This window comes from Flectobacillus longus, from assembly GCF_030056705.1.
GTDB lineage: Bacteria > Bacteroidota > Bacteroidia > Cytophagales > Spirosomataceae > Flectobacillus > Flectobacillus longus.
Genome location: NZ_JASHIC010000024.1, coordinates 90,891 through 115,968, shown reverse-complemented (window position 1 = coordinate 115,968; position 25,078 = coordinate 90,891). Strand labels below are relative to the sequence as shown.

23 protein-coding genes and 4 tRNA genes are annotated in these 25,078 nt (G+C 37.5%); 1 reads left to right on the top strand and 26 read right to left on the bottom strand.

Features of this window, described 5'->3' with window-relative positions; genetic code table 11:
- Positions 1-55: 55 nt before the first annotated feature.
- From QM491_RS18100 to QM491_RS18075, 6 genes are all read right to left on the bottom strand, one after another.
- Positions 56-130 (bottom strand) — tRNA-Thr (locus QM491_RS18100).
- A 127-nt stretch (positions 131-257) separates the two neighbouring features.
- Positions 258-330: transfer RNA gene (locus tag QM491_RS18095), tRNA-Gly, on the bottom strand.
- A gap of 55 nt (positions 331-385) precedes the next feature.
- Positions 386-468: transfer RNA gene (locus QM491_RS18090), tRNA-Tyr, on the bottom strand.
- Positions 469-711: 243 nt separating this feature from the next.
- On the bottom strand, positions 712-1,893 hold the full coding sequence (locus tag QM491_RS18085; protein WP_283328958.1) for an outer membrane beta-barrel protein: 1,182 nt from the start codon (positions 1,891-1,893) through the stop codon (positions 712-714).
- A 90-nt stretch (positions 1,894-1,983) separates the two neighbouring features.
- The gene (locus tag QM491_RS18080) at positions 1,984-2,811 is read right to left on the bottom strand and encodes a hypothetical protein (RefSeq protein ID WP_283328957.1); all 828 of its coding nucleotides are present in this window, start codon (positions 2,809-2,811) and stop codon (positions 1,984-1,986) included.
- Between the two features lie 8 nt (positions 2,812-2,819).
- Positions 2,820-3,395 carry an RNA polymerase sigma factor gene (locus QM491_RS18075; protein ID WP_166551620.1) on the bottom strand — a complete coding sequence of 192 codons (576 nt, stop codon included), beginning with the start codon at positions 3,393-3,395 and terminating at the stop codon, positions 2,820-2,822.
- 144 nt (positions 3,396-3,539) lie between these two features.
- Between QM491_RS18075 and murI the strand changes: the two genes are divergently transcribed.
- Positions 3,540-4,346 carry a glutamate racemase gene (gene murI, locus QM491_RS18070; RefSeq protein WP_283328956.1) on the top strand — a complete coding sequence of 269 codons (807 nt, stop codon included), beginning with the start codon at positions 3,540-3,542 and terminating at the stop codon, positions 4,344-4,346.
- A gap of 57 nt (positions 4,347-4,403) precedes the next feature.
- Here murI and QM491_RS18065 read toward each other — a convergent pair whose 3' ends face one another.
- The 20 genes from QM491_RS18065 to QM491_RS17970 form a co-directional block, all read right to left on the bottom strand.
- Complete coding sequence (locus QM491_RS18065; protein WP_283328955.1) at positions 4,404-4,673, bottom strand: CAMCR motif-containing small membrane protein; 270 nt, start codon at positions 4,671-4,673, stop codon at positions 4,404-4,406.
- 10 nt (positions 4,674-4,683) lie between these two features.
- Positions 4,684-5,223, bottom strand: coding sequence for a DUF420 domain-containing protein (locus QM491_RS18060; protein ID WP_283328954.1), 540 nt, complete (start codon positions 5,221-5,223; stop codon positions 4,684-4,686).
- A 45-nt stretch (positions 5,224-5,268) separates the two neighbouring features.
- The gene (locus QM491_RS18055; protein WP_283328953.1) at positions 5,269-5,994 is read right to left on the bottom strand and encodes an SCO family protein; all 726 of its coding nucleotides are present in this window, start codon (positions 5,992-5,994) and stop codon (positions 5,269-5,271) included.
- Between the two features lie 69 nt (positions 5,995-6,063).
- Positions 6,064-6,417 carry a cytochrome C oxidase subunit IV family protein gene (locus QM491_RS18050; RefSeq protein ID WP_374761267.1) on the bottom strand — a complete coding sequence of 118 codons (354 nt, stop codon included), beginning with the start codon at positions 6,415-6,417 and terminating at the stop codon, positions 6,064-6,066.
- 35 nt (positions 6,418-6,452) lie between these two features.
- Positions 6,453-7,208, bottom strand: coding sequence for a cytochrome c oxidase subunit 3 (locus QM491_RS18045; RefSeq protein ID WP_283328952.1), 756 nt, complete (start codon positions 7,206-7,208; stop codon positions 6,453-6,455).
- A 56-nt stretch (positions 7,209-7,264) separates the two neighbouring features.
- Entirely contained in the window at positions 7,265-7,861 is a 597-nt protein-coding gene (locus tag QM491_RS18040; protein ID WP_283328951.1) for a cytochrome c oxidase subunit 3, read from the bottom strand.
- A gap of 45 nt (positions 7,862-7,906) precedes the next feature.
- A complete protein-coding gene (gene cyoE / locus QM491_RS18035; RefSeq protein ID WP_283328950.1) occupies positions 7,907-8,794 on the bottom strand; it encodes a heme o synthase in 888 nt (295 codons plus the stop codon).
- Between the two features lie 18 nt (positions 8,795-8,812).
- Positions 8,813-9,775: a COX15/CtaA family protein gene (locus QM491_RS18030; RefSeq protein WP_283328949.1), complete on the bottom strand. Its 963-nt coding sequence runs from the start codon at positions 9,773-9,775 to the stop codon at positions 8,813-8,815.
- A gap of 138 nt (positions 9,776-9,913) precedes the next feature.
- The gene (locus QM491_RS18025) at positions 9,914-11,803 is read right to left on the bottom strand and encodes a cytochrome c oxidase subunit I (protein WP_283328948.1); all 1,890 of its coding nucleotides are present in this window, start codon (positions 11,801-11,803) and stop codon (positions 9,914-9,916) included.
- A 54-nt stretch (positions 11,804-11,857) separates the two neighbouring features.
- Entirely contained in the window at positions 11,858-12,970 is a 1,113-nt protein-coding gene (locus tag QM491_RS18020) for a cytochrome c oxidase subunit II (protein WP_283328947.1), read from the bottom strand.
- A gap of 119 nt (positions 12,971-13,089) precedes the next feature.
- Positions 13,090-14,337, bottom strand: a complete 1,248-nt coding sequence (locus QM491_RS18015; RefSeq protein ID WP_310589584.1) for a quinol:cytochrome C oxidoreductase — start codon at positions 14,335-14,337, stop codon at positions 13,090-13,092.
- A 179-nt stretch (positions 14,338-14,516) separates the two neighbouring features.
- Positions 14,517-15,134, bottom strand: a complete 618-nt coding sequence (locus QM491_RS18010) for a c-type cytochrome (RefSeq protein WP_095161135.1) — start codon at positions 15,132-15,134, stop codon at positions 14,517-14,519.
- Positions 15,135-15,192: 58 nt separating this feature from the next.
- Positions 15,193-15,717 carry a DUF3341 domain-containing protein gene (locus QM491_RS18005; RefSeq protein ID WP_166551574.1) on the bottom strand — a complete coding sequence of 175 codons (525 nt, stop codon included), beginning with the start codon at positions 15,715-15,717 and terminating at the stop codon, positions 15,193-15,195.
- An 84-nt stretch (positions 15,718-15,801) separates the two neighbouring features.
- The gene (gene nrfD / locus QM491_RS18000) at positions 15,802-17,208 is read right to left on the bottom strand and encodes an NrfD/PsrC family molybdoenzyme membrane anchor subunit (protein WP_166551575.1); all 1,407 of its coding nucleotides are present in this window, start codon (positions 17,206-17,208) and stop codon (positions 15,802-15,804) included.
- Between the two features lie 74 nt (positions 17,209-17,282).
- Complete coding sequence (locus QM491_RS17995) at positions 17,283-20,336, bottom strand: TAT-variant-translocated molybdopterin oxidoreductase (protein WP_283328945.1); 3,054 nt, start codon at positions 20,334-20,336, stop codon at positions 17,283-17,285.
- Positions 20,337-20,439: 103 nt separating this feature from the next.
- Positions 20,440-21,642, bottom strand: coding sequence for a c-type cytochrome (locus QM491_RS17990; protein ID WP_283328944.1), 1,203 nt, complete (start codon positions 21,640-21,642; stop codon positions 20,440-20,442).
- 838 nt (positions 21,643-22,480) lie between these two features.
- Positions 22,481-22,551 (bottom strand) — tRNA-Cys (locus QM491_RS17985).
- 222 nt (positions 22,552-22,773) lie between these two features.
- Positions 22,774-23,241 (bottom strand): 30S ribosomal protein S7, encoded by a 468-nt coding sequence (gene rpsG / locus QM491_RS17980; RefSeq protein ID WP_095161130.1) that lies wholly within the window; start codon positions 23,239-23,241, stop codon positions 22,774-22,776.
- Between the two features lie 149 nt (positions 23,242-23,390).
- Positions 23,391-23,813, bottom strand: a complete 423-nt coding sequence (gene rpsL, locus QM491_RS17975; RefSeq protein ID WP_095161129.1) for a 30S ribosomal protein S12 — start codon at positions 23,811-23,813, stop codon at positions 23,391-23,393.
- 282 nt (positions 23,814-24,095) lie between these two features.
- Positions 24,096-25,034 (bottom strand): purple acid phosphatase family protein, encoded by a 939-nt coding sequence (locus QM491_RS17970; protein WP_283328943.1) that lies wholly within the window; start codon positions 25,032-25,034, stop codon positions 24,096-24,098.
- Positions 25,035-25,078 lie beyond the last annotated feature (44 nt).

The window sequence follows — 25,078 nt, the reverse complement described above, 5'->3', positions numbered from 1 at the left end:
CAACCAAAGATAAAAGATACTTGACAGCTCCTATTTAACTATTTGTTGTTTTGAATGGAGCCTTTGAGCAGGATTGAACTGCCGACCTCTTCCTTACCAAGGAAGTGCTCTACCACTGAGCTACAAAGGCAGACGTTGAATGCTTTCTCGTGAGTCCAAACTGAAGTAGACCACAAACAAAAATGGTTAATCGTTAATCGCTAATTCGCTAAACTATTAACTATTAACTATTAACAACCAACCATCTTAATCTCTTGAGCGGGAGACGGGGCTCGAACCCGCCACCTATAGCTTGGAAGGCTATCGCTCTACCAAATGAGCTACTCCCGCTTTTCTATAACTGGTTTAAAAGTTTCGAAAAAGTTTCCCTAAAACTCTAAACTTGTGGGGACAGATGGATTCGAACCACCGAAGACATAAGTCAGCAGATTTACAGTCTGCCCCATTTGGCCACTCTGGTATATCCCCTCATTTTTCTCTTTTGTTCTCGTTTCTTGTAACGTTCCCGTGAAAGAGTGTGCAAAACTAGGTAGATTTTTGATTAAGTCAAAACTTTATTGAAAAAAAATTTTCACTTTTTTTTCAATAAAACTCAAAAAACATAGCTAAATATTCCGTAATTATTCTTGTAATATTTTAAAAATCAGGGCTTAATATACTACTTATCTAGTACATTAAGCCCTGAAAAAAAATTACTTTTTTTTTGAAATTTTAGAAGCGAATACCAAAACTTAAGCCACTAATTTTGGGTCCATAGCCTGTTTGGTACAATTGTGACAAATCATAATTCACGAATAAATCTGGAAAATCTTTCAAACCAAGCTCAAATGCAAGTCCATATCTAAGATTATTCAAGTAAAAACTGCTATGATTCCAAAGTTTTCTACCACTGTCAGATTCTTTTGTCTTTGTATAGCTATCTAATCTGTAGCCTACATATCCTCCAAATCCGATATATGTTACTGTACTACTCTTTTTGAATGCTACATAAGGCATTACTGGAAGATTAATATAGGCTACAGTTAATTTATTTCTAGACAAGTCTACAGGTTGCCCTTTGTCGTCAACATAATCTTTAAATTCTATATTATTATTTCCTTTTACTTCATATCTATTGTTTTCATACATGAAGTTGTACCAAGAAAATTCCAATCCGTAGCTTATTTTCAAAGCTGCACTGCTTCCTTTACTAATAGCTGCGCTACGAGTCCATCCAAAACCGAAGTAACGAGAGCCAAATGGACTTAATTCAAAGTCTTTTGTATTATAAACACCGCTTATCGAGCCTGTATTGGTAAAGCTATTTAAGCCAAAATAGATATTAAATCCTGAACGTGAGGCAAATTCTCCGTTGCGACGAGCCACTTTTGCTGTATCTCTCCACATCACTCTGGTTTCTTCGCTACCATCTTTTACAACTACGCCATTAACACTTACGTGGACTTCATCTCTTCCATCTTGAATATGTACTCCTCCAAGACCTACACTTATTCCTCCTTTAGAACCACTATTTCCTGACGAACCGCTATTGATTGTAGCATTAGAAGGAGCATTGGCTTTGATAGCTACATTAATTGTTTTATTATTTTGAGATATAACCAAAACAGTATCTTTTGTTATATCGCTATTAACAACCCTTCTGATTCCAATCCAAGTAGCATCATCTAAGGTCATTCCGCTCTTTTGAAAAAGAGCTTGAATGTCTTCTTTCAAACTTACATTGGGCTTGCCTCCTTCCAATACGGTCTGGTTTCTTTTATCTATCTTGATGACTGTAGAATCAGTCTCTATATTTCTTGCAATTGTTGGCTGAATTGCTAATACCATAAAAAATGCGATGATGTACAATTTTACCCAGTTTACTGTTACATCTAATTGGCTTATAGATTTCATGACTTTTATGATTTATACTCGATTTAGAAAGTTCTAATTTGTTTTATATCTCCTAGATGCAAGTCGTTTGCCTTAGGTTGCGTGATATGTTTATTTTTCGTTATTTTTTATTTCTTTCACTGACTCCACGATTGTTTCTTTTGTATTTTCTAGCTTCGCATCAGCACGTGCAAGTACTTTTTGTGGTTTCACACCAAGTTCGTTCCAATCCACTCCTTCTCCATTTTTAGCTCTTTTGAGTTGTTGCCAAAGTTTACCTAATTTAGTTGTTTTTCTATTACTCGCTTCTTCAACCCATCCCGGTCTTTCTGTATCTGGACCTGCGGGAGCTTCTACCATGCTTAACACAATCGTCTCAGCAGTTTTAGGTGTAGTTTGCTCTGGAGTACGTTCCATTACCAGTATGATAGTATTGTTAGTAACTTTTGGTAATGGTTGAGGCGTTTCCTTCTGAGCCAATACTGGTTCTTGGGTATCTTTAGTTACTTCAATTAATTTATTAAAATGCTCTTTGACTGAGCTCTTGTGAGTGGTTTGTTTATTTATTTTATTCAAAAGTGGCTTTGCTTGTGCTAAAGACTCTTCGATTTTATTTTCACCATTACCCGTTTTCTCCAACACTATTGATTTCTTAGGTTGAGCTAGCTTGTCTTCTTTTGCTTTTAGATGGCTATTTACTACCGCAACATTTGAGCCTTCAACTTCTGGGTTTGTAGTAGTTTCCCATACAAAATACCCTGCTGTTCCTAAGAGGAACACAACTGATGCCGCTCTTGCTACTTTCCACCACAGAGGTACTATTTTGGTTTCGTTTTGTTGTAATTTAGCCTGCAACTTATCCCATGCTTCTGGTCTAGGTTTGCGCTCATAATTTTGCAAACGTTCGTCAAATAGTTTATCTATATTATGCTTTTCCATTTTGTTTGCTAATTAACTGTTGATTTTTGTTGAGCTATTGCATTTTGCAATATAACTCTAGCTCTCGATAATTGTGATTTAGAAGTACTTTCTGTTATTCCTAAAGATGCAGCTATTTCTGCATGAGAATAACCTTCGATGGCGTACAAATTAAAGACTGTGCGATAACCAATAGGTAATGTTTCAATCAACTTCATTAGGTCATCCACCTCTAATTGTGTACTAAATTGTTCGGGTTCTGGTTCGTAAAGGATATTATCATAGCTCATTTCAAGTTTTGCATTTTTAGTACGTCTCAAGTACATTAATGCTTCGTTTACCATGACTCTTCTAATCCATCCTTCAAAACTTCCTTCTAATTTGAAAGTATCTATTTTTTCAAAAACCTTCACAAAGCCCTCAATCATTATTTCTTCTGCCTCAAAATCATCGTGCACATATCTAAAGCATACTCCAAGCATTCTGGAGGAGTATTTTTCATACACTCTTCGCTGAGCTTTGGGGTCGCCTTTCTGACAGGCTTTAACCAAAGCTTCTTCACTTTGAAAGAGTGATAAACCGCCGAGTTGTAAAATTTTCACGATAATTGTCTTGGTTTAGTTTTGTAATAGGTAGATGAAAAAGGTGCTAGAAAGGTTGCATGAGTTGTAATGAATTTTCAACTTTACGAAATTTTTTCTGAAAAACAGCTTATATTTTCGGCAATTCCTTTTTACTCAACCTTATTTATGCATACATCCGCTCCAATTGGAATTTTTGATAGTGGTATTGGTGGACTCACCGTAGCGCATGCCGTTACGAGATTACTCCCAAACGAAAATATCATCTACTTTGGTGATACCGCACATTTGCCTTATGGCGACAAGTCTGCGACAGCCATTCAGGCATATTCTATCAAAATTTGTAATGTTTTATTACAACAAAAATGCAAGGTAATTTTAATTGCTTGTAATTCGGCCTCGGCAGCTGCGTACGAATTAGTCAAAGAATATGTGGGTAGCAAGGCGAAAGTCATGAATGTAATTGACCCTGTGGTGGCTTTTCTTGGAGAAAATTATGCCAACAAAACCATTGGGTTGATCGGTACCAAACAAACCGTAAACTCCAATATTTACAGAAAAAAGATAGACTTTCTTGAAAAAGGAATTACGCTTAAGTCTTTGGCGACGCCACTTTTAGCTCCTATGATCGAAGAAGGTTTTTTTAATCATAACATATCTGAAAGTATTATTAATGAATACCTCCAAAACGATACATTAGACGATATCGAAGCGTTAATTTTGGGCTGTACTCATTATCCACTTATCAAAAAACAGATTAACCAATACTATAATGGAAAGGTAACGGTATTAGATACTTCTGAAATTGTAGCAAAATCTCTTTATGATTATTTAGAAAGCAATCATTTACTCAATGAAATGAACGCTCATATTCGTCACTTTTATGTTTCTGATTATACTCAATCATTTGAAACTTCTACAAAAATATTTTTTGGAGAACAGATTCGACTTCAACACTATCCTCTTTGGGAATAGGCATACATTTAAGCCTATTATAACAAAAATCCTGTCTCGTTCGAGACAGGATTTTTGTTATTTGAATGCTTGCTTCAGTTTTTGACGCATAATATCTTTTGGGCTTAAACCTTGGTTGGAAGTTCTCCACCAAAGAAAACCAATGACCATTGCCAATACATAGGGTACAGATAGGAGATATAAAATTCCTGTGTTTAGATTTGATGCAATTTGGCTTCTTCCATTCGATACGGTACTTTCCACTACTGAACGGCACATAGCACATTGAGCAAAACTCATGGTAGTCGAAACTACACTTAGCAATAAAACTAATAATACCTTTTTCATAAAACTTGAATTATTGATAATACGGAGAAATCATCAAGTAAACTATTACGCCTGTTACAGATACATAAAGCCATAAAGGAAATGCCCATTTTACAACTTTTTTATGTTCTGCTATCTGATTACTCAATGCAAAATATACTGCTTTAAGTACAAACCAAACGACTCCTACAGACAACAGAATGTGAGTAAGTAAGAAAAAGTAATAAATGGGGCGTAATAGACCTTCTCCTCCATAAGGGGTTGAATCATTTGAAATATGATATAAGATATAAAGTACCAAAAACAATGCTCCTTGTGCAAAAGAAAGCATCATCATTTTGCGATGCCCTTCAAGGTTTTGTTTTTTAATATAAGAATACCCTAATATGAGTGTAATGGAAGTAGTGGTATTTAAAATACCAATTACATGTGGCAATATTTTAGTCCAACTTCCTAAATCAATCTTTTGGCGAATACCTATTAAAAGTGCAACCGCAACTGGAATAACGATAGCAAGGATATTAACGATTTTATCGTTCTTTTTATCCTTCTGAATCGAGAAAGATGCCATGTGTGAATTATCTATTAAGTTTTTTTATTGATATAACTTCAATAATTACTTTTCTGTTTCGTAAATTTTTTGAAGTACTTTAATTTCGAGCATCAGGCGATCTACATCTTTCTTATCTGTTCCATCATAAAATCCTCGAATATAACCTTCTTTGTCTACTAGAATTAATTTTTCTGAATGAATAAAAGTCTCATCAGGGGTTTTTACAGCCTTATCATATTCAGAAGCATCCGCCACAGGGATGTAATATCCTTTTACAGCCAATGGATATAATTGCTGACGTGTACCTGTTAAGAAATGCCATTTCCCTGGAATAGCATCATATTGCTTGGCATATTCTTGCAACATTGCGGGCGTATCGTGTGAAGGGTCAACCGTGAACGACGCAAATTCGACATCTTTGTCTTGTCCAAAAGTATCCTGTACTCTTGTCAGCTGAGTAGATATTTTGGGGCAGATAGAAGTACATCTTGTAAAGAAGAAATCTGCTACATAAATTTTTCCAGCAAGCTGTTTATTAGAAAACGACTTACCTTCCTCATTAGTCAATGTCCAATCAGGAATAGTATGAAAAACGGTATCCATTTCGGGTTCATCCCATTTTGGATTAGGGTTTTTCTTCATTTTAATATAACCTGTAGTTGAATCAATCACAGGAATCAACTTTGGGAGTTTGTAATGGTTTTCACCAAAACCTCTCAAGAATAAAAAAATTAAAGCTGGAACCGCTAATGCTACGATTAGAATTCCAGCTTTTATACCTTTTTGCATATTTATCATGCTTTACACTTGAATAAAATACAGGCTGGCATTTTGCCAGCCTACCTTTATTGCTAATGATCAATACAAGTGACCGCCTTCGAAAAGTAATGCAGTCAACAACCATACAACAAAAACAACTGGAAGTAAAATCATCCAAATCAAGGTTTTTACTTCGTGCTTTAAGTGCATGAATTCACCAATGATATAGAATGCTTTAACAATAGTCATTCCAGCAAAGATTGCTACACGAAGACTACTTGCATGCATTGTAAATGCGATAATAAATTCAATCGCAGTCAAAATCAAAAGAATCCAGAATGTTTTCCAGATAGCGCCAGTTTGTGCTGGTGGAATTACTTTTTCCTCAGTTGCGTGAGAGTGTGCGTGTGATGCCATAATTTCAGAGATATTTTCAAAAATATATGATGTCATGGATAAAATTTACCCATGACATTTTCTCATAAAGACTAAACCAAATAGAAGAATGTAAATACGAATACCCATACAAGGTCTACAAAGTGCCAGTAAAGACCTACTTTCTCTACCATCTCGTAGTGACCACGTCGGTCGTACAAACCTGTAGCAGTGTTAAAGAACACCATGATAATCAAAATTACACCTGAAAATACGTGAGTTCCGTGGAAACCTGTAATAAAGAAGAACAAGTCTGCAAATGCTGGAGGTCCATAAGGGTTTTCTGTAAGATTAGCCCCAACGATTGGATTACCCAAAGCATCTTTCGCTGCTTTTACTAGGTCATGAGGACCAGCAATAAAGTGAGACCATTCCCAAGCTTGAGAACCTAAGAAAGTAAAACCACCGATAATTGTCCACAACAACCATTTTTCAACAGCAGCACGGTCGCCTCTGTGACCAGCTTCTACTGCTAATACCATTGTTACAGAACTAAAAATCAAGATGAATGTCATAATACCAACAAACACCAATGGAGCTTCGCCGTGGAAGAATGGCATCGCCTCGAATACTTTCTCAGGGATAGGCCAGTGAGTTGTAGCGAAGTAGAACTTTTCGTGAGCGCCTGTCCAAGCAGGTTGACTAAAACGGATCATTCCGTAAGAGACCAACAACGCTGAGAATGTAAAAGTATCTGAAAGCAAGAAGAACCACATCATTAGTTTTCCATAGCTCGCTTTCAAAGGTTCTGAACCACCCGCCCATGTCAGTTTCTCAGGAACAGCAGGTGCTGCGTGAATTGAAGACATCTTTTTTACTTTTTTGGTTAAATATTAATTACTAGATTATCAATTACCGTTAAATACTAACGATTAAAATACAAGAAAAAGAACAAATACAACCAGAGTCCATCAAGGAAGTGCCAATAAGTGGCACAAAGTTGTATGCGTGTTAGGTTGTTAGAGTTGATACTCAATCTGAAAGATGATACCAACGAGAATAAAAGTACAATCAACCCTGAGATAATATGCAACCCGTGGATACCTACAAAAATATAAATCCAAGAGGATGCGACATCACTTCCAGAGAAGTGCAATTGGTTCTTTACAAGGTCTGAAAAGCCATACCATTGCATAAACAAAAAGGCCATCCCAAATGCAAAAGTAATAGAAATTGCTATTTTGAGTGTATTGAAGTTATCTTTTTTTGCTGCCTTTACTGCCAAATGCATAAACACACTACTTACGACTAATACTCCTGTAGAATACAGGAAAATATTTGGTAAGTCAAATTCATGCCAATTCCCTTCAGCTTTTCTTACTAAATATCCAGAAGTCCAACCAGCAAACATCATTGTAATTGATGCAATTGCAAGCCATAGCATAAACTTCTTTGGGTTCATCGACATAGTTTTTACAGGCTCTTCACCCATATCTATATCTCTCAAATGTTCTTGTGTCATTATATTAAGTTTTTGCTTGTTGTTTCTCTCTAAATATTTTACAAACTATACCTTATCCATCAAAAAAGCAATTTGAACGATAGGGAGATAAATAAAGGAGCCAAACATCATCATTAACGCTGATTTATCTGTTGGCTTCATCATCAAGTAAAAGGTTTGAGATAAAAACAATACTCCACAAAGTACAGCAATCATTGCAGAATTGACGCCAGCCATGCCAAGCATATAAGGAACAAAACCACATGGAACCAAAAATATGGTATATATCATAATGGTTATTGCTGTACGCAAATCTTTGTGCCCATTGTTAGGAAGCATTTTAAATCCTGCTTTTTGATAGTCTTCATCAGCTACCCATGCAATCGCCCAAAAGTGGGGGAATTGCCAAAAGAACTGGATAGCAAACAAAATACCAGGCTCTAATCCAAAGTGATTTGTAGCGGCAATCCAACCAATCATTGGAGGAAATGCCCCAGGAATTGCACCTACAAATACAGAAATGGGACCTACTCTTTTGAGAGGAGTATATACAAATCCATATAAAATAAATGAAAGAACGCCAATAACACCTGCTTTGAAGTTGAACTCAAAAAACAATATATAGCTTGATAGCAATAACAAAATCAAACAAAATATTGATGCTTCTTTGACAGATAACCGCCCTGTCGGAAGAGGTCGACCAGCTGTACGTTTCATGAGTTTATCTAGCTCAATCTCTTTAACTTGGTTGACAATATTTGCGGCTCCTGTAATCAGAAGACCTGCCAAACTTATCAAGGTTAATCGTTCCCAATCGATTCTTTCTACGGCAAGTGAATAGCCAAATGCTCCAGAAAATGCTACTAAGAACGATAATCTAAACTTTAATAACTCATAATATGCTTTTACTTTACCAGCTATACCTATTGAGATGTTTTCGTTTGTGGTAACCATTTGTTACTTGACGTTCGTTTACGCCGTTTCCTTTTGAAATACTTTTCCAGAATTGAGTAACAATAAGATTACAAACTGTAATCCAAGTGCTACAATTGCTAATGTTAAGTGTACAGGTTGAATATAAGCTGGTACACTAAAATACGCCATTACAGCGCCTGATACAATTTCAACTATTACTAGAAGTACTAATGCCCTGAGGAAATTATAAAGAATTCCTTTTGCTTGAATATTCTTTTTGAGTTGAATAATCAAATAAACATGTAGTCCTAATAATATTAATGAGAAAGAGCGATGTATGTAAAAAGACAAACCTAATTGCTCTATCCAAGTAGAGCGGTCGTAACCAAAAATTGGATTTGCAATAATTTTATCGATAGCTTCTCTAACCTGTGTTCCAATCAATACCTGAGCGGTTGACAAAATCAAAAGAAGCATTAATATCTTGTTTAAAATGGATTTATTTGTAACTTTTTCAGTCTCAATAACTTCAGACCACGCTCTTGCTATAGAGTAAAGTAGCACAAATACTACTAAAATTGCTAACAACATGTGTGCTGTAACAACACCAGGTTTCAAAAACGAGTCAACTACAAATTTTCCTAATGCAGCATTTGCACCAATCAACACTACCGATAAAAATGATAAGAATATTAATATTTTATCTCTTTTACGGTAACTAAACGACGCTACAAATACGCCAAAAACGACAATACCTGTAAACGCACCAATCAATCTGTTCACATATTCAATCCATGTTTTTACAGGATTAAACTCTACCTCTCCATGAAGCTTCTCAGCATAAATTTCCTGATAATTTGGAGGTAACTGACTTACCTCTGTGGGAGGAACCCACATGCCAAAACACTTTGGCCAGTCCGGACAACCCATTCCCGACCCCGTGCTTCTTACAATACCACCTGCCAATACTAATAAGTAAATCGAGACAATTGTAACAAGACCAAGCTTACGGAACCACATAAATTTAAAATTGGATTTTAGACTGATTCAAAAGAATCAAATCTTGAAAAGTATAATTAGGTAATTCATAAAATAAATTTGAGAATGTAGAGTGTAGATTTTCCACACTCTACATTCTCAAATCAATATATGGAGCTATTAATGATTGTAAACATCATTTTGTACTGCCAACAAACCTTCAATTTCTTTTTCGTTAGCAATTTCTTCATTTTCCTCAGGTAAGTTCGACTCAGGAGTTGCTGAGAAAGGAACATTTTGAGGAATAAAGTCAGATGCTGAACCTGGCTTGCTGTAGTCATAAGGCCAACGATATACTGCTGGAATTTCTCCTTCCCAGTTTCCGTGACCTACAATGATTGGAGTAGTCCATTCCAAAGTATTCGAATTCCAAGGGTTTTGAGTAGCTTTCTTACCTTTGAAAATTGAATAGAAGAAGTTGAATGCAAAGATTGCTTGAGAAGCAAAAGTCAAAATCGCAGCGATTGAGATAAATGCGTTCATATCAGCAAATGTATCTTGTGCATTATTTGCTAAAGCAGTAAATGAATAGTAACGACGAGGGAAACCTGCGATACCAATATAGTGCATTGGGAAGAATACACAGTAAACACCTGCAAATGTCAACCAGAAGTGGATATAACCTAAAGTGTTGTTCATCATACGACCAAACAATTTAGGGAACCAGTGATACACACCTGCCAACAATCCGAAGAAAGATGCAGCACCCATTACCAAGTGGAAGTGAGCTACTACGAAATATGTATCGTGCAAGTTGATATCCAATGCAGAGTTACCTAAGATAATACCAGTAACACCACCAGAGATAAACAACGATACAAGACCGATAGAGAACAACATACCCGGTGTAAAGATGATATTACCTTTCCAAAGCGTTGTAATGTAGTTAAACGCCTTAACTGCTGAAGGAACAGCAATAATCAACGTTAAGAACATAAACACTGAACCTAGGAATGGGTTCATACCAGTTACGAACATGTGGTGAGCCCATACGATAAACGCAAGAACTGTAATACCCATCATAGATCCAATCATGGCACGGTAACCGAAGATAGGTTTACGAGCGTTAGTTGCAATAACTTCAGAAGTAATACCTAAAGCAGGCAACAATACAATATATACCTCAGGGTGACCTAAGAACCAGAACAAGTGTTGGTACAAAATAGCTGAACCACCTACGTTTGGAAGCGCTTCACCACCGATATAGATTTCAGATAGATAAAATGATGTACCGAAGCTACGGTCAAAAATCAACAATAAAGCAGCAGACAACAATACTGGGAAAGATAATAAACCTAATACCGCAGTAAAGAAAAACGCCCAAATAGTCAAAGGCATTTTAGTAAATGACATACCTCTTGTACGCAAGTTGATAACTGTAGTGATATAGTTAACACCACCTAACAACTGAGACACAATAAAGAATGTCATACTTGTCAACCACATAGTCATACCTAAGCCTGAACCTGGCATAGCTTGTGGAAGTGCAGACAATGGAGGATAAATTACCCAACCACCTGAAGCAGGACCTGTCTCAATGAAAAGAGACGCAAACATGATTACAGATGATAAGAAGAAGAACCAATATGACAACATGTTTAGGAAACCTGAAGCCATATCTCTTGCTCCAATCTGTAGTGGAATCAAGAAGTTTGAGAATGTACCCGACAAACCAGCAGTCAATACAAAGAATACCATGATAGTACCATGCATTGTTACTAGTGCTAGATAAAACTCTTTTTCCAATTTACCTTCCACTATCCACTCACCCAATACTGGTTTCAACCAGTCAAGGTTCATGTTAGGGAAACCAAGTTGTAAACGGAAGATAATTGACAAAGCACCACCGAAGAAAGCCCAGATGATACCTGTAATCAAATATTGCTTAGCAATTGTTTTGTGGTCTTCAGAGAAAATATACTTTCTGATGAAGCCAGGCTCATGATGCTCGTGCTCGTGGTCATGACCGTGTGCGTGAGCGTCGTTTGCGTGTAGTGTCGCAGTTGCCATAGATTACAATGATTATTCTAATAGTATTTGTTCAAACTCTATTTCAAAAATTGATTATCTTCTCAAAGAAGCCGTCGCAGGAGCTGCACCAGCAGCAGCTTGAGTACTATCTGATTCAGCAGCAGGAGCTTCAGCAGGAACATACTTTTGAGCTTTTCCTTTCAACTTTTCAGGTACTTTAGCTAGATAGTCAGGATTTTGAGTCAAGAAAGGTTTCTGTTGTGCAACCCAAGCTTTATAATCTTCTGGTTCATCAACAAATACTGTGATAGCCATACCGAAGTGACCACGACCACAGATTTCTGTACAGTTCAACTTATAGTTGAAATCAGATTTACCTAACTCTGCACGCATTTCATCTGTAGATTTGTTTGCCACAAACCAGAATTTAGTAGGCATACCAGGAACGGCATCCATTTTAACTCTTTGATATGGTAAATAAACAGAGTGAAGTACGTCCTGTGCTTTAATTTTCAACAAAACAGGTACACCTTTTGGTAAGTGCAATTCGTTTGCTGTAAAGTCGTCAAAAGAACTCTCGTCAGTAAAGTCGATACCAATTTGGTTTGTATCGTCAATCAATTTATAGTTTTGGTTACCCAACTTGTTATCATCGTTACCAGCGTAACGTACATACCAACCAAATTGGTGACCAGTTACTTCAATTACAACTGCATTTTCTGGAGCTTGTTTTGTAATATCTCTCCAAATTCTCCATCCTGTAAATACCAAAACGGCCATTACAATAGCTGGAATAATTGTCCAAATGATTTCTAACTTGTGGTTTACTGGATAGAAAGTAGCTACATTGTTTTTCTTGTAACGATACAAGAATGCAAAAACAAACAACAATGTGTTAGTTAAGAAGAACGCAGCAGTAACAATACCCATTGAAATCCAGAACATTTGGTCTGTTTTCAAACCATGCTCTGAAGCAGCAATTGGTAAAAAGTCTGGCTGAGAGTGAAGAAAAGACCACGCAGCGGCAATAGAACCCAATACAAGGAATACTAGAAAACCAAAGGCATTACCATTATTGGCCCCATCTACGCGAGCATCGGAGTCATCAGCACCCTGAATACCTTTCGAAAGAGCAATACTCTTAGAGACAATCATAATTGCCAAAACTAAGAATACTACTGACAAAAGACCTATTAGATATGTCATGTCTGAATTAATTTATTGTTTTGAATCTAATTCTAAAATATGATGTTCAGCAAAATTGTTTTACTGAATCCGAAAATTTTGAGAAAATTATCGGATGCCCGTAGGCACCCGATAAGCCACTAAATATCGTGGTGAAGCGACTCCTCCAAGAATGGGTGGTTTTTAGCAACCAAAGACGCTTTTGTCAATTCTGTAGAAACAACATATACAAATGCTGAAGCAAACAAAATAACACTACCAAATTCAACTAATCCGAACCCTCCGTGAGGACCTACCGTACCCGGCATAATCATCTGGTAGAAATCCAAGTAGTGACCTACAATGACAAAGAAACAACAGATTTTCAAGAAAATCGGAGTACGTTTTGCATCACGAGTCATCATGATTAAGAATGGGAAGAAGAAATTCATGAATACGTTCAAGATTTCAACTGCTTTGTACACTTTGTTGTGTCCTTCCCAACGCTCTAAGAAATAGATAGTTTCTTCTGGCATGTTAGCATAGTAAATCAACAAGAATTGAGCAAACCATACATAAGTCCAGAAAATAGAGAATGCAAACATAAACTTACCTAAGTCATGCAAGTGGCTATCGCTAACATACTGCATGTATCCTTTGTCTTTCAAGAACAATACAGTCAATGTAATTGTAGCTAAACCAGTTACATGCCAGCTAGAGAACATGTACCATCCAAACATTGTTGAAAACCAGTGAGTATCGATTGACATAACCCAGTCCCAAGCAGACAATGAAGAAGAAATACCCATTGCTACAACGAAACCAGTACCGATACGTACCATATCAAAAAAGTTCTGTGTTCCTCCATTCAAATCCTCTTCGATTGACTTTTTACGCATCATGTTCCAAAGAACAATCCATACAGTAAAGATGGCAACCAAACGAACTAAGAAGAATGTGAAATTCAAATATCCTTTTTTACCTGCAATAATTTTATCATAATGCTCACTTGCAGGGTCTGTAATTCCATGGTGCATCCAGTGGAAAATCACATCACCTTTGAATACAAATAACAAAAGCAATACAGGGAAAGTAAAATACAAAAATTTAGGGAAAGCTTCAGGGATTCTTTTTACTACAGACGACCAACCTGCCTTAGCAAGGTATTGTACTGCAACAAAGAACATACCGATTACGGCAATACCTGAGAAGAAAACACCGTTCATCCAAAGGTTAACCCAAAGACGATTTAGTGGATTCCAAGATGTTTCATGGTGAGAAACAGCACCACCAGAAAGGTGCTCTCCGCCATGTTCAGCAGCATGACCTGCCACTGCGTGAGCAGCTTCGTGCTCACCACTTCCTAAAAAGAAAACGCCAATACCCAAAAGCACAGCACCAATGATCATTGCTGTGATCACTCTCTTGCGTGCCTCCGGAGTAAATTCATAAAACTCCTCGACGTTTGCTGGGGAAAAATGTGAATGTCCCGCCATTATACTTATAAGTTTGTAAGTTTAATAGTATGAAAGATTGCATCTAAATTGATGCTTTTTTTGACTAAGCGTAATAACTACAAAACTGTAAATTACTGCTTTTGCAATTCATGTACGTAAAGTACAATTTTCCAACGGTCTGCCGAAGAAATTTGAGAAGCGTGTGACCACATACGTCCTTTACCATGAGTAATAGTATGGTAAATATGACCGTCGTTTACACTTTTCAAGGCATCCGATGAATAAACTGGAACCCCTTTGTACATTTTTGCTACTAAGCCATCGCCTTTACCAGCTTCACCGTGGCAGTGTTGGCAATATCTTTCATATTGAGTCTTACCTGCTTCAATGTTTTCAGGGGTTGCTGGATATGGGTTCGACAACAAAGCCTCAGATGAAGCCATATCGTCTTTACCGATATTACGAGCAATCATATCCATTTTCATTAATTTGCTGTTTACGGTATCACCATCTGCCGCAGCAAATTTTTCGCGTGGTACAGTTCCTTTAACAGGAGTACGCATGTTCATACCATAAGGGTTGATTGTATTCAACTCACCCTCAGTTTGTGTCATTGGTTCGTATGCAACCGAGTGATACATGTTTGGCGCAAACTCTGTCCCTGTGTCATTATGGCTATCTTTACAAGAAGTTGCAGATAAAGCAACAACTCCCGATAAAAACAGACCTATGTATTTATTAGTTAACATATTTTTGATTTTAATTAGTCGTTGAACATTGCTTTAGGGTATTCCTATGAATCAATGTTTAAAATTGCTTTACATTCACTTCGATAGCACCCGAAGCTTTCAAAATTTCTTCAATTTCAGCTTCTGATTTCTTATTAGTTCCCATGTTGATTGTCATGATGAACTTATCGTCAGTACTTCTTAAATCAAACGTTTTAGGCGTTTTTCCTGGCCACAAGCTATTTGATACAAAAAAGGTAAATACCATACCAAATGCAGTGAACAATACTGTACCTTCGAAAGTAACTGGAATCCAGTCAGGCAATGCAAAGAAATCCTTACCACCAATAATCATTGGCCAGTCAAAAACCATTGTATAATTGATCAAGAACTGAGCACAAGTCAAACCTGTTAAACCAAACAAGAATGCAGCAATAGGAATTCTTGTACGTGGGTGACCGATAGCAGTATCAAGTCCGTGGATTGGGAAAGGAGTATATACTTCTTCAATTTTCACGCCTTTTCCTTTTACTTCAGTTACTGCGTGTAATACCTCGTCCTCATCGTCGTAAACTCCAACCAAGTATTTTTCTGTTGTATTCATTTTAATATTCGTTATGTCTTGATATTAATTTCAAAAGTTAGAAGTGGTGCAGAAGTTTTCTGCACCTTCCCTTTTGAATGATTATTAATGAGTAACGGATTCTTTTCCTCCTTCAGATTTCTTCTTATAAGGATAGTTAGAAGAAACTCCTTTCATTACGGCTTTCACCTCTGCCATGTTGATTACTGGCAAAAACTTAGCAAACAAGAAGAATAATGTGAAGAATAAACCGAATGAGAAAATATAGTCACCAATATCGTACATCGTTGGAGAGAACATTGCCCAAGAAGATGGAATATAGTCACGGTGCAATGAAGAAACGATGATTACAAAACGTTCGAACCACATACCCACGTTCACAACAACCGAAAGGATGAATGAAATAAGGATATTTGTACGAATACTCTTGAACCAGAACAACTGTGGAGAAATTACGTTACATGTCATCATCATCCAATAAGCCCACCAGTACGGTCCAAATGCACGGTTGATGAAACAGTAGCTTTCGTATTCTACACCTGAGTACCAAGCAATGAAGAACTCAGTTAAGTAAGCAATACCAACAATAGAACCTGTTACTGTAATGATGATGTTCATCATTTCGATGTGTTCCATTGTGATGTAATCTTCCAATTTAAACGCAACACGAGTAATCAACAACAAAGTTTGCACCATAGCAAAACCTGAGAAGATTGCACCCGCAACGAAGTATGGAGGGAAGATAGTTGTGTGCCATCCCGGAATTACCGAAGTAGCAAAGTCCATTGATACAATTGTGTGTACAGAAAGTACAAGAGGGGTAGAGATACCCGCCAAAATCAAAGACACATATTCATAACGAGCCCAAGTTTTAGCAGAACCAGTCCAACCTACAGAGAACAAGCCGTACCAGAATTTAGAAGCCTTAGTTTGAGCACGGTCACGAATTGTAGCCAAGTCAGGAATAAGACCTAAATACCAGAATACCAATGAAACAGAAAGATAAGTTGAGATAGCAAATACGTCCCAAACCAATGGTGAGTTGAAGTTAACCCAGATAGAACCAAATGTGTTTGGAAGTGGCAATGCCCAGTGAGCCAACCAAGGACGACCCATGTGAGCCAAGATAAATGAAGCAGCACATAATACTGCGAAGATTGTCATCGCTTCTGCTGCACGGTTAATTGAAGTTCTCCATTTTTGACGGAACAACAACAATACAGCAGAGATAAGCGTACCAGCGTGACCGATACCTACCCACCATACGAAGTTTGTAATGTCCCAAGCCCAACCTACGGTCTTGTTCAAACCCCAAACTCCAATTCCTTGCCACCATGTGTAACCTAAACAATAGGCACCATAGGCGAAAATCACACAAGACACAGAAAAGGCAATTTTCCACTCTTTCGTTGGTTCACCTTCAACTTGCTTGCAGATGTCTTGTGTTACATCGTGATAAGATCTACCACCTCCTACGAGGGTTTCTCTTATTGGTGATACTACGTGCGACATATTTTAAGATTTAATAGTTTTAAATTCGTTATGTTCTTATACGAGAGGGATTTCTCCCTCTCTAATTTCTTTACTTATGCGTGTTCTTTTGCCTCGCCCTCAGCCTTTTTTGCTTCTCTTTCTTTGTTACGTACTTTTACTAAGTAAGAGATATTTGGCTTAACGTTGATTTCTTCAATCACACCGAACGAACGGCCAACTTTTTCAGCTTCTAATACTTTTGAAATTTCTGATTCTGGATCATTCATATCTCCGAAAGTAATAGCGCTTGTTGGACAAGATTGAGCACAAGCCACTTGGATTTCTCCATCTTTTGGTCTTCTCTTCTCTTTCTTAGCTTCCAACTTACCAGCTTGGATACGTTGAACACACATCGAACATTTTTCCATTACCCCACGTGAACGAACCGTTACGTCTGGGTTCAATACCATACGACCTAAGTCATTGTTCAAATGGAAATCGAAATCGTCAGTTTGGAAATAACGGAACCAGTTGAAACGACGTACTTTGTATGGACAGTTGTTAGCACAGTAACGTGTACCGATACAACGGTTGTAAGTCATTTGGTTCAAGCCCTCTGTTGAGTGAGTAGTAGCTAATACAGGACATACTGTTTCACAAGGAGCGTTGTTACAGTGTTGACACAACATTGGTTGGAATACAACTTCTGGGTTTTCAGAAGCTACTTCCAATCCTTTTAAATCTTCGATATCCGCATCAGAAGAATAATAACGGTCGATACGCATCCAGTGCATTTCACGACGGTTGATAACTTCTTGACGACCTACAACTGGAACGTTGTTTTCAGCAGAACATGACACCACACATGCACTACATCCAGTACAAGTATTTAAGTCAATCACCATACCCCAAGCGTGGTTGTTGTATTTGTGACCATTCCACAATGAAATATCAGTTGCAGTTTTCTTACCTTCAGCTGTTAAGATTTCTGGTTTGAAACGTCCTGCTTCTACATTCTTTTTGTATTCAGACAATACTGTTTCCTGAACAACAGCCTCACGAGCCATTACAGTATTGTGTGTTTGTGTTTGAGCAATTTTAACCTCTTCTCCAGTTGATTTGATAGCTACATCTCCAGTATTGAAGAATGCTAACGTACCATTAACAGTTGAGATGAAAGGATAAGCATTAGCACCTACTCCATCAGCTGATTTACCAGCTTTTGTACGTCCGTAACCAATAGCTACAGCGATAGTACCATTTGCTTGACCTGGTTGAACTAATACTGGCAATTTGATAGACTTGCCACCAATAGTCAACTCAGCTTCTTTGTCTTGCTCTAATTTCAATTCAGCAGCTGTCTTTTGAGAAACTGCCAAATAGTTTGTCCAACAAGCTTTAGACACTGGCTCAGGCAACTCTTGTAACCAAGGGTTGTTTGCTTGAGAACCAGTACCCATACTTACTTTCTCATACACTGCTAATTCTAATTTATCTGAAGAAGCTTTGTAGTTCTTAGAGATAGCAGCAGCGGCATCAGCCAAGTTCACAGCAGGAGCAGCAGCGCTAGGTGTTGAACCAAACTCATAAACACCATCATGCAATACTTGTGACCATTGTACTTTTCCAGCTTTCAAAATGTTGCTAGTCCAGTTAGTCTCCAAATATGTTGCATAATCAGCATTCAAACCAGCCCATGTTAATAAGCTAGATTGAATTTGACGAGTTTTAAAAATCGTTGAAATAGTAGGCTGAGTCAATGAGAAGAAACCTTTTTTAGGCTCAGCATCGTTCCAAGACTCCAAGAAGTGAGAGTCAGGAGTGTTATATTTTACCAATGAAGCTGTTTCGTCAGCTCTATCGTTTGTCGCAATTGTTAAAGCAATTTTTGGAAGAGCTTCAGCCAATTCAGCACCACGTGGGTGGTTGTAAACTGGGTTTGCGTTGTAGAAGATAACCGCAGCAATTGCTCCAGATTTAGCTTCGTTAATGAACTGATTCATTTCAGCATCAGAACCTTGACGGTAGTTAGCTGGAGTTCCTAAATCAATTGTTGTACCATAAGCACCAACCAATCCGTTGATTGCAGCTACAACAGCTTGAACAGAAGCGTCATTTGAACCAGATACTACGATAGAAGCACCTTTTGAAGCAACTAAGTCAGCAGCAGCTTTCTCCAAATACTCAACTTTTACCGCAGATGTTGATAAAGCAGGAGCACCTACTTTTGCCGCTACAGCATTATAAAGAGCTGTTGCAACTAAACCTTCTTGAGATGGCTTATATGTTGCACGGTAGTCAGCGTTAGCACCAGTGTTAGACATAATAGTCTCAAACTGATAGTGACGAGACATTTCTTTGTTTCCACCTTTTGCAGAAGATACACGACGAGTTTTAGCCCACTGTGCAGCAAATTCAGATGGAGAAATCCAAGTACCTAAGAAGTCAGCACCCAAAGAAACGATTGTCTTTGCCTTGCTAAAATCAAAGCTTGGTAGTACTCCGTTAGCTGCGACTAAACCTGACAACGAGTTTGCGTCATAAGTAACAACTTTAGTCGTTGGGTATTTAGCAACGAAATCACCAATAACTTTCTTAGTCGTAGGAGACAAGATAGAATTTGTTACAATTCTGATTTGTCCACCTTTAGCCAATCCAGAGATGATTTCTTTATCTACAGAAGCCCAATCAGCAGCCTTACCTGCGATTTGAGGTCCTTTTAGTTTTTCGTTATCATAAAGACTCAAAACAGACGCTTGAGCACGTCCAGAAAGAGCACCTTTAGATACAGAAGAAGCTTTGTTACCTTCAATTTTGATAGGGCGACCTTCACGTGTCTTTACCAAAATAGAAGCGTATTCACCGCCATCTACAAAAGTTGAAGCATACCAGTTAGCAATAGTAGGCTCAACATCTTCTGGCTTATTTAAGTACGGAATCGTATTCTTAACTGGAGCTTCACAAGCTGCCAATGCTACCGCCGACATACCGAAACCTAACACTTTTAAGAAATCACGACGATGAGATCCTGTACCATCGAAGATAGCACCTTCTTTCTCGTCTGCTGATGGGGCATCACCGAACTCACGGTCTGCATATTTAACGAACTCAGCATCGTTAGTTAACTCCTCAATCCCTCTCCAATACCTTTTTGTAGTATTTTCCATATATATTATAATAGTATAAACAGAAACTATTGAATATTAAAATGAAGTAACAAGTCAGAAGCAAGAAAAACGTTTTTGTTTTTTGCTTCTGACATTTGACTTCTTAGTAGTGACATTTTGAACACTCCAAACCTCCGATGTTAGCAACTTTCAAAGGCTCTTTGTTTTCTTTATTATGGATTTCAACAAGCTTATCATAATATGCGTTGCCTTTTGTATTTACGTCAGTTTTTCTGTGACAGTCAATACACCAACCCATTGTTAATGTTGAGCGTTGTTCTACTACTTCCATTTTTTGAATTTCACCGTGACAGTTTTGACACTCTAAACCAGCCACATTAGTATGCTGGGCGTGGTTAAAGTATGCCAAATCAGGCAAGTTGTGAACACGAATCCACTGGATTGGCTCATCTTTTTCGATAGCACGGTAAATTTTTTGAATTTCTGGAGACTCACGCTTGATTGTATTGTGACAGTTCATACAAATGTTTGGAGAAGGAACGTTAGCACCTTTACCTTTGTAAACACCTGTGTGGCAATACCCACAGTTGATTTGATAGTCACCTGCGTGAAGTTTGTGAGAGAAATGGATTGGCTGTTCAGGAGCATATCCTTGGTGAATACCTACACCATAAGCAGCATCAATCGTTGCTTTACCAATCAATAAGGTAATCAAAAGAGCTGCACCTGTTTTGAAAGCATTATTTGCTGCTAATTTTTTACCATTTTCAGCAATTCTTTGTAACAAAGGAATACTTTCAGCTTCTTCAGCAGATACCGATGCCAATTTAGAGAGCGTAGTAACAATTGACAACAATGCAACCAATACCAACACCATCACACCAAGAAGTGCGATTAGGATATATTGTAGCATTCCACCGTTAGATTCCGCTGCTGGAGCAGCTGCGCCTGCCGCTGGGGCTGCACCTGCTGCTGGAGCAGCTGGAGCTGCATTCTGAGCATCAATATAAGCAAGTACACTCTTGATTTGAGCTTCCGAATAACCCGGATATGCCGTCATCTGAGCCTTACCAAACTTGTTGTAAAGATCGTTAGCATATTTATCACCACTGGCGATAACAGCCTGAGGGTTGTGAACCCACTTTACAATCCAATCCAACGGTCTTCTTTGACCTACACCTTGAAGGCCTGGCCCCACTAAAGGTTCTGCACTTGTATTGTGACAAGCCGCACAGTTGTTTTTGAAAATTTGCTCTCCTTCTGCTACATCCTGAGCATTTACTCTTACAACCGAGGCAAACATTCCCAGTAGCATTGTCAAAGCAACAATTTTCAAGCGTTTCATGGTTATCATAAGAATCTATAAACTAATTTTAATAATTAAGTACTACGCTAAACTATTTACCTAATAATCTGAGACTTCCGCTTATTTTTAGACTTTTCAATCGAAAAAATAAGGCAAAAAAGTAGAAGAAACACACTATTTCGGGTCACAAAAGTACAATCGGAATAATTACGAACCAATTTATTTATTATTGATTTTCAGCAAAATTAGTATAGTTACGAACTATTTAGAACAATTCTAAGTTATTTGCAATTTTGTTGAATATACGGCTTAAAAATCTCCTATATAATTTCCACAAAATCAGCTAGTTCATTTTGATTCACTTAGCTTTACTTATTCAGCATTTAAGAGATACTGAATATACTAAATTAAAGCTTCGAATTTAGTTCATTTTTTTGATTCCACCATCCTTGTCACTGTTCAATTTGCGTACATCAGTATGATTTTTATCATTTTTTTTCTCAGTTTTTATACAGCAAAAATAGCATAGCAATATGATAGAATTAGTAATCTTTGTAAAATACTAATTCTTGGAAAAATACTAAAAGTACTTATTTATTGAGAGAGTAGATTTTAACTCTATCCTTGAAGAAAAAATATTAATAAATAAAGATAAAGCTAGAGGTTTGTTACTTTTCAGCCCCGACTCTAAGAGAAGATAAACTTTTGAAAAAGTAATAAAACTTATTTAGCAGATAATTAAAAAAAGTATGCTCAAAAGTATTTGCTTATCCTATTAAGACTATCTCTTTGGCTTTACTTTTATGAAGATATAATCAAGTTTTAGCAAAAGAAGGCATAAAAAAAGCGCAACTAGCTTTCACTAATTACGCTTTTGAGGTCTCGAGCGGATTCGAACCGCTGTGGAAGCTTTTGCAGAGCTCTGCCTAGCCACTCGGCCACAAGACCCTTTTGTTTGGAATGCAAAATTAGGAATTCACAAGGCATTTACCAAACTTTTTGAGCAAAAAATCATAAATACTTTATAAAATACTGATTTTCAAACAGTAAATAACCTGAATACAATGTTATATTTTATCAATAGTACTTTATAACAAAAGCAAAGGCAAACCCATTACTGAGTTTGCCTTTCTTTGTGTGTATCTCTGAGTGTTGTTAACTTGATTAGAATTAGAAACGGAAGTGTGAGAACGCTTTGTTCGCTTCCGCCATGCGGTGTGTATCGTCTTTTTTCTTAACAGCAGCACCTTCACCTTTAGCAGCAGCGATGATTTCACCAGCTAAACGATCGACCATTGTTTTTTCTCCACGCTTACGAGCATAAAGAATCAACCACTTCATACCTACTGACAATTTACGATCTGCACGTACTTCTGTTGGTACTTGGAATGTAGCACCACCTACACGACGGCTTTTTACTTCTACAGCTGGCATTACGTTGTTCAAAGCTTTTTTGAACGTTTCCAAACCGTTTTCTTTTGTTCTATCTTCAACTTTGTCTAATGCACCGTAAAAAATGTTGAATGCCGTTGATTTTTTACCATCGTACATCAAGTTGTTAACAAACTTAGTTACCATTACATCTCTAAATTTAGGATCAGGTAACACGTATCTTTTCTTTGGTTTTGCCTTTCTCATTGGATTTGTTAAGTTTTTTAATGATAGCCCAAGCTTCTGCTCTTAACTTAGCATACTGGACTGGTTGTTGAATTTGGAAATATGACAATCTGAAGATTTGAAAATGAATACTTTACATTTTCAAACTAACGAATTTTCAAATTTTCAAATTACTTTTTCTTACCGCCTTTTCCGCCTTTTACTGGAGCTTGTACTTGACCTGGCTTAGGACGTTTAGCACCGTATTTAGAACGACGCTGACGACGACCGTTAACACCTGCAGTATCCAATGCACCACGGATAATGTGGTAACGAACCCCTGGTAAGTCTTTCACACGACCACCACGAATCAATACGATTGAGTGCTCTTGCAAGTTGTGACCTTCACCTGGAATGTATGCGTTTACTTCTTTACCATTTGTCAAACGTACACGGGCTACTTTACGCATCGCAGAGTTTGGTTTCTTTGGCGTTGTAGTATATACCCTTGTACAAACGCCACGACGTTGTGGACAAGAATCTAAGGCTGGAGATTTTGACTTCCAAGTCATTTGCTCTCTACCTTTACGTACTAACTGTTGTATAGTTGGCATTTTGTCTTGTTGTTATTGAGAGATACACTTTCCTAATTTGAATGATTTCAACTGCACTTTTCTAAGAAATTCATTTGATAGTCGCTCAAATCAGGGGTGCAAAATTACGTAAAGTCTCTGATAAACAAAAGGTTTGATACAATTATTTTATCAACACGTTTAATAATTATCTCAGAATTAGGGCTTTGTAACAATTACCGTATTTTCCATATAAAAAAGCAAAGGGATTTTGTGCTAGCTGTAACACAAAATCCCTTTGCTTTTAATTAAATCTTTTAAATCTTATTTGGTAAGTTCTGTTGTGTAAATGACTTTACCGTCTTGATTTACCACTTGAACATTGAGTTTGTTGCTCGTTACCGAAAACACCATAAAGCCATATTCGTTGCTAGCCAACTTACTAATGGGTAATGTCCCTATAGCTGTACTTTCAGAAGCAGACCCTGACACAAAATAGTGTGTTTTACCTGGAGGAAGTAAATGTTGTAAGTCATGGTCGTGCCCACAGATATAGGCATCTACTTGATGCTTATCCAAAACACTTTTCAAAGATGCTCTCACCGCCTTAGTATCGTAACTTTCTCTGCGTTTTTCGGTAGCCGTAAACAATGGATGATGCCCTACTACCAATTTCCATTTTACTTTTGGAGAAGTTGTCGACAATACCTTGTCTAACCATTTTTTCTGAGCTGTGCTATCTTGACTGATCACATTGGGACCGTAATCTTTATTTTTATAAAAATCAGGAATCAATGGGTTGGTATCAATAAACGCTACTAACACTTCATTACCTCCATCTATTTGGAAGGTTTTGGTGTAATAGCGAGCTGGCATTCGCCAACGACGACTAATTTTTGAGTAAGCTACTTGTGCATCGGGGTTGCCACCATAATCGTGATTTCCTAATACAGGATACCAATCCCATTGTAACGAAAAGGCAGTGTATATATCTTCAAAAGAATATTTCCACAGTGGGTCAAATTCACTTTGAACACCCCTTGGATAGAAATTGTCTCCCGTAGAAATGACAAACTCACTACCAATTTGTTTGGCTACTTTTCCCATTTGGTCTGCTACAGGCTTTTGGTGGTCTTCGCCAACACGTCCCCAATCGCCCATTACCAAAAATTTCAAAGCACCTTCAATCCTCTGCACTTCTTGTGCTTCGGCTTTTGTAGCCAATAGGCATATACTGGCTAGTAGGTAAAATACTTTTTTCATAATTTTTCAGAAAATTAAGTTTATGTACCTCGACCATTGACTGT